Source organism: Pelagibacterium flavum, assembly GCF_025854335.1.
Lineage (GTDB): Bacteria > Pseudomonadota > Alphaproteobacteria > Rhizobiales > Devosiaceae > Pelagibacterium > Pelagibacterium flavum.
Window position 1 is genome coordinate 1,971,189 of record NZ_CP107716.1, and the last position, 13,004, is coordinate 1,984,192.

The following is a 13,004-nucleotide window of genomic DNA, read 5'->3' on the forward strand; positions in this document are numbered from 1 at the left end:
TATGGGGAGCGATGATGGCACGCGGCGATCTGACCGATGAAGAGTGGGCAGTAATCGAAGGGTTCTTGCCCACAGAGCGCGGACGGAAATCCCGCCCTGCTCATGATAATCGGCGTTTTCTCAACGGCATGCTGCATGTGCTGCGGGTTGGCTGCCCCTGGCGCGACATGCATGAGCGCTACGGCAAGTGGAACTCTGTCTATGTCCGGTTCCGGCGCTGGGCCGAACAGGGCGTCTGGGATGCCATCCTTGAAACGCTGGTCCAGATGGGGCTGACCGATGACTGGCAGCATATGATCGACAGCACCACAGTTCGGGGCCATGTATCGGCAGCCGGCGCAAAAGGGGGACTCACAAGGAGGCTTTTGGTCGATCACGCGGCGGCTTTACGTGCAAAATCCACGCCCGCTGTGACAATCAGGGACGCCCTCTTGGCTTTGTCCTGACAGGCGGGCAAGCCTCGGACTATGGCGCGGTCGGCGAACTCATGGCCCTGCCGGTCAACAAGCCAAAGGCACTTCTGGCCGATAAGGGCTACGACGGCGATGCTGTTCGAGAAGCCCTGCTGCTACAGGGCATCTTGCCAGTCATCCCGCCAAAGGCCAATCGCAAGGTTCATATTCCCTGCGACTTCTCCCGTTACAGAGACCGCAACCGCATCGAGCGCATGTTCGGGTATCTCAAGCACATGCGTCGCATCGGCACCCGGTATGAGAAAACGGCTCTGTCATTCGCAAGCTTCCTCAACCTTGCAGCCATCCGCAGGTGGCTAAAAGACTTTGTCAACAGGACCTAGGCTACTTCTGGCAGATCCGAAAGAATTACGTTGTTGTTGATTGCCGCTGAGAAGTGACCCGGTATTGGGAGATATTTTCGCTGAGAACTGACCCATGTTTGAACGCTATCCTGCTCGTTTTGGGCGGGAGATTGAGGAGTGTTGGACATGGCGTTTTTGAGCGTTATCCGGCGCTGGCATTTCCGGGATGGTTTTTCGATCCGGGAGATTTCGCGGCGAACCGGTCTGTCCCGGAATACCATTCGCAAATATCTTCGGTCCGATACGGTTGAGCCGAAGTTCAAGGTGCCTGAGCGACCGAGCAAGATCGATCCGTTTGCCGAGAAGCTGTCAGGCTGGCTGAAGGCTGAGAGCCGCAAGCCCCGCAAGCAGCGGCGCACGGTCAAGCAGATCCATGCCGATCTGGTCAGTCTTGGCTTTGAAGGCTCCTATGGTCGGGTGGCGGTTTTTGCCCGGCGCTGGAAAGAGGATCTCCAGCGCCATCAGAATACCACCGGCCGTGGCGTGTTCGTTCCCCTGGCTTTTGAGCCTGGAGAAGCTTTCCAGTTCGATTGGAGTGAGGACTGGGCGCTGATCGGGGGCGAGCGGATCAAACTGCAAGCAGCCCATACCAAGCTCTGCTACAGCCGGGCCTTTGTGGTCAGGGCCTATCTGCTTCAGACCCACGAGATGCTGTTCGACGCCCACAATCATGCCTTCCGCGTGCTGGGCGGCGTGCCCCGGCGCGGCATCTACGACAATATGCGCACGGCGGTCGACAAGGTTGGCCGTGGCAAGGCCCGGCAGGTCAATGCCCGGTTCTCGGCCATGGCCAGTCACTTTGTGTTCGAGCCCGAGTTCTGCAATCCCGCCGCCGGTTGGGAGAAGGGGTTGGTGGAAAAGAACGTGCAAGATGCCCGTCATCGGCTTTTCCAGCCGATACCGCACGCGAACTCGCTTGAGGAGTTGAACCTCTGGCTCGAGCAGCGGTGCCAGAGCTTGTGGGAGGAGACCTCTCATGGCGTGGAACCGGGCACCATTGCTGATGCGTGGCGGGTCGAGACCCAGTTCCTGATGGCTGTGCCAAGGCCCTTTGACGGGTTCGTCGAACACACCAAGCGTGTTTCCCCAACGTGCCTGATCCACCTGGAACGCAATCGCTACAGCGTGCCGGCCTCTTTCGCCAACAGACCGGTCAGCGTCAGGGTCTATCCGGACCGCATTGTCGTTGTCGCTGAAGGCCAGGCGATCTGCGAGCACAAGAGGATTATCGAGCGGCATCATGGGCAGGGTCACACCGTTTATGACTGGCGCCATTATCTGGCGGTGATCCAGCGCAAGCCCGGTGCCCTGCGCAATGGTGCACCCTTTGCCGACATGCCCGATGGATTCCGGCAACTTCAGCGCCACCTTCTGGGCAAACCCGGTGGCGATCGTGAGATGGTCGAGATCCTGGCTCTGGTTCTCCATCACGACGAACAGGCGGTGCTGGCCGCGGTCGAGATGGCGCTGGAGGCCGGGGTGCCCACCAAGACCCATATCCTCAACCTGTTGCACAGGCTGATCGATGGCAAGCCGGGAACGGTGCCGCCAGTCAGGGCACCGCAGGCCCTTGTGCTGGGCAAGGAACCGCAGGCCAATGTCGAGCGCTACGATACCCTGCGCGGGGACAAGGAGGTGCGCCATGCGTCATGATCCAGCAAGCGCAGCTTTGGTCATCATGCTCAAAAGCCTCAAGATGACAGGCATGGCCCAGGCGATCAGCGAACTCACCGAACAGGGGTCTCCGGCCTTCCAGGCAGCCGTTCCGGTTCTCTCCCAATTGCTCAAGGCCGAGATGGCCGAACGCGAGACACGATCGATCGCCTATCAGCTCAAGGTGGCGCGCTTTCCAACCTATAAGGACCTGGCTGGCTTCGATTTTGCCAGCAGCGAGATCAATGAGGCCCTGGTGCGCCAGCTCCATTCCGGTGCCTTCATCGAAAAGAGCGACAACGTGGTGTTGGTGGGCGGGCCAGGAACCGGCAAGACCCACATCGCCACAGCGCTGGGCATCCAGGCCATCGAGCATCACCGCAAGAGGGTTCGCTTCTTCTCGACCGTCGAACTGGTCAATGCGCTGGAACAGGAAAAGGCTCAGGGCAAGGCCGGACAGATTGCCAACCGGCTTATCCATTCCGATCTGGTCATCCTCGACGAGCTTGGATACCTGCCCTTCAGCGCATCAGGAGGGGCATTGCTCTTCCATCTGCTGAGCAAACTCTACGAGCGCACCAGCGTCATCATCACCACCAATCTCAGCTTTGCCGAATGGGCGAGCGTGTTCGGCGACGCAAAAATGACGACTGCGCTGCTCGATCGGCTGACCCATCACTGCCATATCCTCGAAACCGGAAACGACAGCTTCCGGTTCAAAAACAGCTCGGCCCAAGCCGCAAAAACCAAAAAGGAGAAAGCACCGACTTGACCATCTGACCAAACCCAAATCATATCCACGAGGCGGGTCAATTCTCGGTGAAAATACCGGGTCACTTCTCAGCGGCAATCAACACCTGAAGACTGTCAAAATACCCGCAGACCGGAGGATCCAGGACTACCGTTCGACCTACAACGATATCCGGGACTGGCTTCGCCAAGAAAAGGCAAGCACTGAGCGGGTTGAGTCAACGATCGACTGGGGTGATGTCGTCTTTGAGGTCGACCTCTTGAAGTCCCAAGAAATCAATTTGGATTACATCCTTGAGCTAATCTTCGAGCACAACAAAAAGACGAAGAGCAAGTCAGAGCTCGTTGGCGAAGTTCGCCGTGTCATTCGCGCCAGTATTGGCAACCGCGCGAAAGAAAGCCTCATCGTCGATTTTATCAATCAGACAAACCTTGACGAATTGGGGGACAAGGCCGGGGTGATTGAGGCATTTTTTGCCTTCGCACAAGCTGAACAACGCCGGGAAGCGGAAGAACTGATAACCGATGAAAAATTGAATGCGGATGCCGCCAAGCGCTACATCGCGACGTCGATCAAGCGCGAATATGCGAGCGAAAACGGCACAGAGTTGAACTCGATCCTTCCAAAAATGAGCCCGCTCAATCCACAATACCTGACCAAAAAAAGAGATGTGTTCCAACGCATCTCTGCGTTCGTTGAAAAGTTCAAGGGTGTGGGCGGAAAAATTTAGGCGTGTTCATGATCGATGGTCGCGAACTACTGCATACTGGCTATAGTTTTCGATGGGAACACCAAAACCTCTACCGCTCCCTCTACGATCAGTCACCTATCGATCACCGCAGTGGGTACATATTTGTTGGCCACGAACTCGTGGAGCTGAGTTGACGGGAACGCATTCCAGCGGTGGCCAATGGCGACGGCGAATGCAGCTGGCCCAACGAAATAGATGTCGATGCCTACGGGGCTAAGAAAGGACACTGCCTCATCGATACGGCGCTTGATAAGGCCGACAGAGGCCTGTGCCGCCTTCGCCGACACCAGGGCGCTGGGCGTATGTATGGACATGACCGCGTCTTCAGCGATGCCGGTCGAGGCAATCAAGGCAGCAGTTGGATCACGGATTACTCCGATGGCAATCTGCAGCCTGTCCCCATGCAGACGGGTAGCCGGTCGAATGGACCAATCAGGCAGCGAACCTTCGATCGGCCTGTCATCGGTGGGCCAGTGTCCGTCCCTTGTGGGAATATCAATTTCGAAGCCGATCGCCGACCTGAACGACCATCCAAGTGCAAATGCGGTTGTCAAGCGATACGAACCCTTAAGCGCGATGCGGACAATGTTTTGTCGGCGGAGCCATTGAGAAGTTGCACCTAGAGGTGCCAACAGATCGGTGGCCCAGACCGGCGAAGATGGGTAACCGGCATCGCCGCCAGAAAAACCTGATGCATCAAGCTCAAGACTGGCTTCGTCCTGTTCATTCCGGTCCGATCGCACGTTCAGCGGAAATGCCATCGGCAACGGTAGGGATGTGCCAAGTGCTTTCTCAAGCGTCTCGATCAAGATTGCCCGGCCAACGGGGGCGCCCACAGAATTTCTGACCAGCTTGGCAAGTGCGTCGAAGGCCGCCTCTACCTTTCGCGAGGAAACATCGAGCTGCGGAAATGCGGTATTGAACTGCGTGGTAAAAGTTGCAATCGCGTTCGCAAGATCCGGCATATTTCGTTCGTGCACCTCGACAGTGCCGGCGACGAATTCCCCCAAAAGTCCGGGATAGGTCGAAGCAATGACAGAGCGAAGTTCGTCTTCGTTAGCCGCGGTGATGGTGTTGAACGGCGCGTAGAATGGCCGAGCTTTTCTGACACGGTTCTTGTCCCTTGCGAACCACGATAAGCTCGCAGGAAGCGATGGCATCACCAGCGTGTGCACCCGTGCGGTGCTGGGGTGCGCCTCATCATAGCTCTGGAAGTTCTCGAAGACCTCTTTCACCGCAGCGGGCTGTAGTGTGCTGGCCTTGGCTTGGTATCTATCGAGCACCGCTCGGTGCGGACTGTGCGGTGCAAAAAACTTGGCTTCGTGATCTTCCAAGCCCTCGAATATTAGCTGTTCGAACGCGGGGTTGGACACCCACGACGGTATGCGGGCGAGGCAGTCCCAAAGCTGGTAATCGAACCCGTCTATGGCGATGATGCCGCCCATGCCGCGGGCGTCGATGAGGGTAGGGGTTCTGGTATCGGTCATGTCTGCACCTCAACCTTTGCTTCGCTCTCGCGGCCTTGTGGATCGAACACCCAACTTCCGACGCTAAGGATGCCGGCGTCGGCCCGCACAATCATCAGCACTGCGAAATTTCCGGCAAAATCGGTCTCGTGAACCAGGTTTCGCATGGTCTCGATGTCCGTCGAACTGGCCATGACCGCAAAGCTCGGATGGCTATGCCATTCGCCGATATAGTTAAAGGTCGGGTATCGGTGCCCCGTGCGATCAAAGAATCGCATCGCAGCTTTCGCCGCGTGGAATAGATCCACCACGAAGCGCGAGAATGAGCCCGCTCGAGGCTGCACCACCAACTCGGTGATAAGAAACTTTGATGGCGCCAGAAGTTCGCCGAACAGTTGACCACCGATCTCCTTGGATCCGGCACGTTCCAGTGCTTCGAGCAGTTTGTCCCGTTGGTCAGGCGCCAGTATCAGGTGCATCGAGCCACTCCCTAAACAGCTGTGCGGCGTGGGCGACAGCATCGGTATCCGGCGCGGCGGACGCTTCTGCAGGTGATCGTGCGCCTACGTCCAACCATATGGTGTCGCCATTCCCTGCGAATATCCATTGAGCGCTGTAGCCGAGCAGCAGCCACGCCGCAGATCGGGGTTGAGGTCGACCATCCAGGATGTCCAGAGCGATCCGCGCGGCATTCCCCGCCGTGATGGTAATGGAAGCGTCATCGGCCGCCATCGGGACGCCATCGGAGATCATCTCGTATCGGCGTTCACCGCTTTGAGGCGGCTTCACGCCTTTTGCCTCGCACCACGCCAGGAAGCTAGCTCGCCCAGCGACGTAGGGCGGATCGCGCTCGGGAATGCTGGTGGACACCAAGGCGCCGATCCCGCCCTCGAATACTTCAACCGACAGGAACGGCTTTTCGTTCGCGTACGCCACGGCCCCAAGAAATAGGCTTGTCGCCGAGTCTCCAGTCGCGTCGATGATAACGGTCGGCGAAGCGATTTCCTGCACCTGCCACGCGTGAGTCTTGGCAGAGCGTTGCCAACTCAAGTTGTCGGTGATTGTCTTGATCGTGGCGCCAGGCACGATGGACAACAATTTTTTCTTGAGCGCGTCGACCTTTCGGATGCCGACGTCCTGCCAGTCCAGGACATGACGCTCGAGATTTCCAGGAAGGAAAACATCGCCGTCCACCAGGGTGATGGTGTGCACGCCAGATCGCAGCATTGACTCGGCAATTTTTGATCCGACGGACCCGCAACCGATAATGGCCGCGCTCTTGCTGGCGGTCTCGCCCACCCGGCCGCTGCGGGCGCCGTGATCGTCCGGCAATATGTAGACTGCGCGATTATGCGTTACGCCGTCTGGCATCAGGTGGAACGCACTGATGTTTTCCGCGTGGACGAAAAGGGCGAGGCCGGCTGTCGACGTTTGGACCTGTTCCCTTATATCTGAAGTGAACTGTAGAGAAATTGCGGCGCGATCGTCGAGGTTGGCGGGGGGCTGCGCCGACGTGACGTAGACCGGAATGTCCGTCTGCCATTTCTCAAAGGTGGCAACGGGTGGACGCTGCGGCTTTGACCGGTCTATTTCATCATGAATGATGATGGGCCAAATCTCAGCATCGGGCGGCATCCTGAGAGCTATCACCCCCGAGGATGTACCAGCGACAATTCGCTGCGCACAGCCTGACGAGATCAGCACCGGATTCGTCCACCAAGTATAGGATTGCACTTGATTGTAGCGGTGCGCCGATGGGGCGCGTGTAGCACCTTCACCCATCGGGTCTTCGATCTGTAGTAGATCGTGGGCGCTGCGCAAAACGTCGACACCGCCGGCGCTCGGATGCCAATTGTCCGGCCGCAATTCCAGACAGAGCACCGACTCCCCGTACTGGTGGTCCGACCAACGTACCTTTTCTTGCGGCTCAACCCACGCCGGGACCTCAGGGAATTGGTCCGGATAGATCAGGCGCACCGGGTAGTCGTGCCCATGTACCTTAATCACACCTTCAGCACAGAGCATGCCTTTGAAGAAGCGCCAACGACCTAGTTCAAACCAGGTGCCTTCGCCGCCTAGCGCCGAGACGCAGCGCATCTCCTCTCCGAGGCGCTTCGAGTCGTCTACCCACCAGAATCTCAAGCAAAGGCCCGGGGCTTACTGCTGACAGGAGCGGCCATGTTGTTGGGGAAGGTGTAGCCCCCAACTGCTGGTGCAGAAGCTAACGTAGCCGTCTTGACGGATTTGGCCGCATTGGCGGTCCACTTGAACCTATCGCCGAAAACACGGCGCCATTGGCGCGACGCCTCTTCCATATCATCTGCTTCCTGGGCCCGCCGCGCGATGCCGGCATAGATCCGCACCTTTTCGATAAAGGCTTGCCACTGGGCCACGGTCACCTTGGAAAGGATGTCGTTTGAGCCATCGGCTGGATCCCAGATTTGAGGTTTAAATCCGAGCTCGGCGTTTTGACCATGCGTGGCATAGATGTTCTCCAGCGTCTGCGCGAATGCTTCGCCATAGTGGGTGACCCCAAGCGGCGCATGGCGCCCCACCAGCACTTCGAGGACGAAACCCTTCGGTCGCTTCCCACTTGGATTGATCCGGCGCCACCACTTGAACATTTTGACCAGGGGTTTGAAACGTCCGCCATAGGTCTCGTTCCGTTCGGCGCTCCACTGGCTGTGCATCGGCGGGTTGGTGAATTTCCACGTCCCACTCTCACGATCCGCGATCATGTATCCACCGCTGGCGAGTTCGTAGACAGGTACGATGTCCATGTCGGCTTGCCAGGTTTCCAGACGCACCGAACGACGATTAATGCGCTCAACGATATAACCGTCGCCTCCGTTCTCGAGCGCTTTGCACACAGCTTTCAGCACCGCGTCGGGGGTGTCCTGGTTGGTGAAGTTTGTGACGACGATGATGTCGACATCTGGCTTTTCCTGCACGCCATCGACGGTGCCGGGCCTGATGGAGGTGTCGCGCGCATAGCTTCCTGACAAGAACGCATACTGGAACTTCGACTTGAAATCTTTCTGAGTGGCGAGGTGCTCGCGCACACCATTATGGCCACCAGATGCTCGGCCCACGGTCGTGGGGCTAGGCTCGATGTCTTTTAGCAGTTCGTTGAAGCGAGCCTGAGGTACCGGCATGCTGCCCTCCGTTAAGATTCACCTATTGTTCTTCCAGTCATTCGGCGGCGAGAAAATCCCGCCGCCGTTTGATTAAATCGAACGATCACTTCTGACTGTTCGTAGTGCAGTACTTTGCGACCGTCACCAGCCACATTCAATCCAACAATAAGGAGCAGTCACGGCGAGGTTGTCGCGGAGCCGAACTGTTGGGTGCATTGAGGCAATCGTTGGTTTCCTCCGGCCATCCGTTGGGTGAATTCACACCGCGCTGCTGATCGCGACCTCAGCTACACCCGGTCGTGCTCCCGCAGGTATCACACTTCAAGCACGTGCCATTCCGCACCAGCGTGAAGTTCTGGCACTCCGAGCATGCCTCGCCCACGTACCCCTTCATCTGGGCTTCCAGCCGCAGGGTTGTTGTGTCCTTGGCCTGGGCTTCGTCGACCAGTTTGGTGGCGGCGGCTTCGGCCTCGGCTTCCGGTTCGGCTTTGAGCGCCGTGCCTTGCTTCAAAGCCGTGACCGTCTGGGTCTGCATGGCCTGGACGGGGTTGGCGAGTTTGAGGTCGGAGGAGGCGACCAGCATCAGGGTCTTGTCCTTGACGCGGCCGCGGGTCATGCCGCGGGAGACGAAATTGTCGGCCGGGACCGGGGCGGGAGCCGAGCGGTCCTTGACCTGGTTGTCTTCCGAGACGCCCTTGCCGATCGAGGTGGCGCCGGCGTCGGGGGTGACGTGGGCCAGATCGGTGCGGTCGAGATAGGAAATGGCCAGCTCGCGGAACACGTAATCGAGGATCGATGTGGCGTTCTTGATGTGGTCATTGCCCATGACGAGACCGGCAGGCTCGAAACGGGTGAAGGTGAAGGCCTCGACGAATTCATCGAGCGGCACGCCATATTGCAGGCCGATCGAGATCGCGATGGCGAAATTGTTCATCATGGCGCGGAAGGCGGCGCCTTCCTTGTGCATGTCGATGAAGATTTCACCCAGGCGTCCATCGGCATATTCGCCGGTGTGGACATAGACCTTGTGGCCGCCAACGATTGCCTTCTGGGTGTAACCCTTGCGGCGGTCGGGCATGCGTTCACGCTCACGGTAACGCTCGCGCTCGACGATGCGTTCGACGATCTTTTCGGCAACGGCCGGGATGCGCTCGGAAAGCGCGGCGGCGGCGAGTTCGGCCACTTCGTCCTCGTCTTCGTCCTCATCGGCGAGGAGCGAGGAATTGAGCGGCTGGGAGAGCTTGGAGCCATCGCGATAGAGCGCGTTGGCCTTGAGCGCCAGCTTCCAGGAGAGCATGTAGGCTTCCTTGGAATCCTCGACGGTCGCATCGTTGGGCATGTTGATGGTCTTGGAGATCGCGCCCGAAATGAAGGGCTGAGCCGCGGCCATCATGCGGATGTGGGACTCGACCGAAAGATACCGCTTGCCGATCTTGCCGCAGGGGGTGGCGCAATCGAAGACGGGCAGATGCTCGTCCTTGAGGAACGGCGCGCCTTCGAGCGTCATGGCGCCGCAAACGTGAATGTTGGCGGCTTCGATGTCCTTTTTGGCAAAGCCAAGGAAGGGCAGAAGCTCAAAGGTCGGGTCGATCAGCTGCGCATCGGTGACGCCGAGAGATTTAAGGAAATCAGCGCCCAGCGTCCACTGGTTGAAGACGAACTTTATGTCGAAGGCCGACTTCATGGCCGCGTTGAGCGCGGCGATCTTGTCCTCGGGGAAGCCCTTGGCGGCCAGCGTCACCGGATTGACGCCCGGCGCCTGGTTCATGTTGCCATGGCCCACGGCGTAGGCTTCGATCTCGGCGATCTGGTCTTCGGAATAGCCCAGCGTGCGCAGGGCGGCGGGGACGGCGCGGTTGATGATCTTGAAGTAGCCGCCACCGGCGAGCTTCTTGAACTTGACCAGCGCAAAGTCCGGTTCGATGCCGGTGGTGTCGCAATCCATGACCAGACCGATGGTGCCGGTCGGGGCGATGACGGAAACCTGGGCGTTGCGGTAGCCGTGCTTTTCACCCAGTTCGAGCGCCAGATCCCAGGCGGCGATCGCGCGATCGATCAGGTTCTGATCGGGGCACGAGGCGTGGTCGAGCGGGACGGGCGTGATCGAGAGGGCTTCATAGCCATCGGCCTTGCCGTAAGCGGCATTGCGGTGATTGCGGATGACGCGCAGCATGTGCTTGGCGTTGCGCTTGTAATCCTTGAACGCACCGAGCTCGGAGGCGATTTCGGCCGAGGTTGCGTAGGACACGCCGGTCATGATGGCGGTCAGCGCACCGGCGATGGCGCGGCCTTCGTCGCTGTCATAGGGGATGCCCGAGGTCATCAAGAGGCCGCCGATATTGGCGTAGCCCAGACCAAGCGTGCGGTAGATGAAGGAGCGCTCGGCAATGGCTTTCGAGGGGAACTGGGCCATCATCACCGAGACTTCGAGGACGAGGGTCCACAGCCGCACCGTGTGCTCGTAATCGCCGGTCGCGAACACCCCATCCTTGCCGCGATAGGGCAGCAGATTGACGGATGCCAGATTACAGGCGGTGTCATCGAGGAACATGTATTCCGAGCACGGGTTCGATGCGTTGATCGGGCCGGCTTCGGGGGAGGTGTGCCACTCGTTGATGGTGGTGTGGTACTGGATGCCGGGATCGGCGGAGGCCCAGGCGGCATAGCCGACCTGTTCCCACAGATCGCGTGCCTTGAGGGTCTTGGTGACCTTGCCGGACTGGCGCGCGGTGAGGTTCCAGTCGCCATCGTCTTCGACGGCGCGCAGGAAATCATCGGTGACGCGGACCGAGTTGTTCGAGTTCTGGCCCGAAACGGTCAGATAGGCTTCCGAATCCCAATCTGTGTCGTAGATGGGGAATTCGATGTCGGTGTAGCCCTGCTTGGCGAACTGGATGACGCGGAAGATGTAGTTTTCCGGGACCAGCGCCTTCTTGGCGGCCTTGACCTCGCGCTTGAGTGCCGGGTTCTTGTTGGGATCGAAGCAATCATCGGCGTGGCCGTCGCAGTTCACAGCGGCCTTCATGATGAGCTTGAGGTGTTTCGAGACGGTCTTGGAGCCGGTGACCAGCGCTGCCACCTTCTGTTCTTCCTTGACCTTCCAGTTGATGTATTCCTCGATATCGGGGTGATCGATGTCGATCACCACCATCTTGGCGGCGCGGCGGGTGGTGCCGCCCGACTTGATGGCGCCGGCGGCGCGGTCGCCGATTTTCAGGAACGACATGAGGCCGGACGACTTGCCGCCGCCCGAGAGCTTTTCGCCCGAGCCGCGCAGGGCCGAGAAATTGGTGCCGGTGCCCGAGCCGTACTTGAACAGACGCGCTTCGCGGACCCAGAGGTCCATGATGCCGTTCTCGTTGACGAGATCATCGTCGACCGACTGGATGAAGCAGGCGTGGGGCTGGGGGTGCTCGTAGGCCGATTTGGACTGGACGAGCTTACCGGTGAAGGGGTCGACATAGAAATGGCCCTGGCCGGGACCGTCGATGCCATAGGCCCAGTGCAGGCCGGTGTTGAACCATTGCGGGGAATTGGGGGCAACGCGCTGGGTGGCGAGCATGTAGCACAGCTCGTCATAGAAGGTGCGGGCATCCTCTTCAGAGGTGAAATAGCCGCCCTTCCAGCCCCAATAGGTCCAGGTGCCGGCGAGGCGGTTGAAGACCTGGCGCGAATCCATTTCCGAGCCATAACGCTCGTCTTCGGGGAGCTTGGCGAGCGCCTTTTCGTCGGGGACCGAGCGCCACAGCCAGGAGGGGACGTCGTTTTCTTCGACCTTCTTGAGGACCTTGGCGACACCGGCCTTGCGGAAATATTTCTGCGCGATGATGTCGGCGGCGACCTGGCTCCAGGGCGCGGGGACAGCGATGTCCTCAAGCTTGAAGACCACAGACCCGTCCGGGTTGCGGATTTCGCTCGTGGCCGAGCGGAATTCGATGCCGGCATAGGCCGATTGCCCAGCCGTGGTGAAGCGCCGTTCTATATGCATTCGTCTTGTATCCCCAAACTAGGTGCCGCTCTGCTGGCTGATCGCCCCTGCAAGCGCCTTGTCGTTGCCGACAATGTCGATTTGATCGGGTCATGAATCGGCCCGTTGATGTGACTGTTTTCGATTCTTTGGCGAACCGTCAATCACACGAAATCGACTATCCCTTGTGCCTATGGATTACTCACTCGCTAAATATAGTGGTTTTTAGTGTGGATAGCGAGGAAAACGTGCAAAAAGCTGCATAAGTTTCACTAGGGTGTCACAAAGCAAGTGCGAGCAAAGGTTAATGAAGCGTTGTCTGGAAAAGCGCGGTTAAGTGTTGGAAAAACCTCATTCTCTGGCGCTTCGCAAGGCGGGCGCTAGACTCACAAAGCCCTGTCAAGCGGCTTTTTTGACCCCGGATCGCGCTTTTTTGTTCGCTCACGAAATGCACAGCATCTT

Annotated in this window: 8 protein-coding genes and 1 pseudogene; 4 read left to right on the plus strand and 5 right to left on the minus strand. The window is 58.8% G+C overall.

All coding sequences use genetic code 11. The features are described 5' to 3' along the window. Nucleotides 1-14 precede the first annotated feature (14 nt). The 4 genes and pseudogenes from OF122_RS09900 (at nucleotide 15) to OF122_RS09915 (ending at nucleotide 3,951) form a co-directional block, all read left to right on the plus strand. Nucleotides 15-796: pseudogene (locus OF122_RS09900) on the plus strand (IS5 family transposase). Nucleotides 797-943: 147 nt separating this feature from the next. Continuing rightward, a complete protein-coding gene (istA, locus tag OF122_RS09905; protein ID WP_264224099.1) occupies nucleotides 944-2,470 on the plus strand; it encodes an IS21 family transposase in 1,527 nt (508 codons plus the stop codon). Further along, nucleotides 2,460-3,242: an IS21-like element helper ATPase IstB gene (gene istB, locus OF122_RS09910; protein WP_264224100.1), complete on the plus strand. Its 783-nt coding sequence runs from the start codon at nucleotides 2,460-2,462 to the stop codon at nucleotides 3,240-3,242. Before istA ends, istB begins: the two co-directional genes overlap by 11 nt. Before the next feature lie 100 nt (nucleotides 3,243-3,342). Further along, a complete protein-coding gene (locus OF122_RS09915) occupies nucleotides 3,343-3,951 on the plus strand; it encodes a type I restriction endonuclease subunit R, EcoR124 family (RefSeq protein ID WP_264227640.1) in 609 nt (202 codons plus the stop codon). A 92-nt stretch (nucleotides 3,952-4,043) separates the two neighbouring features. Here the strand turns inward: OF122_RS09915 and OF122_RS09920 are convergent, their stop codons facing one another. The 5 genes from OF122_RS09920 to OF122_RS09940 form a co-directional block, all read right to left on the minus strand. Then, nucleotides 4,044-5,459: an SAVED domain-containing protein gene (locus tag OF122_RS09920; protein ID WP_264224101.1), complete on the minus strand. Its 1,416-nt coding sequence runs from the start codon at nucleotides 5,457-5,459 to the stop codon at nucleotides 4,044-4,046. Continuing rightward, nucleotides 5,456-5,917, minus strand: coding sequence for a Mov34/MPN/PAD-1 family protein (locus OF122_RS09925; protein WP_264224102.1), 462 nt, complete (start codon nucleotides 5,915-5,917; stop codon nucleotides 5,456-5,458). The genes OF122_RS09920 and OF122_RS09925 overlap by 4 nt, the downstream gene beginning before the upstream one ends. Then, a complete protein-coding gene (locus OF122_RS09930; RefSeq protein ID WP_264224103.1) occupies nucleotides 5,895-7,535 on the minus strand; it encodes a ThiF family adenylyltransferase in 1,641 nt (546 codons plus the stop codon). The genes OF122_RS09925 and OF122_RS09930 overlap by 23 nt, the downstream gene beginning before the upstream one ends. Nucleotides 7,536-7,576: 41 nt before the next feature. Beyond that, the gene (locus OF122_RS09935) at nucleotides 7,577-8,593 is read right to left on the minus strand and encodes an SMODS domain-containing nucleotidyltransferase (protein WP_264224104.1); all 1,017 of its coding nucleotides are present in this window, start codon (nucleotides 8,591-8,593) and stop codon (nucleotides 7,577-7,579) included. A gap of 265 nt (nucleotides 8,594-8,858) precedes the next feature. Next, on the minus strand, nucleotides 8,859-12,563 hold the full coding sequence (locus tag OF122_RS09940; protein WP_264224105.1) for a vitamin B12-dependent ribonucleotide reductase: 3,705 nt from the start codon (nucleotides 12,561-12,563) through the stop codon (nucleotides 8,859-8,861). Nucleotides 12,564-13,004: the final 441 nt, after the last annotated feature.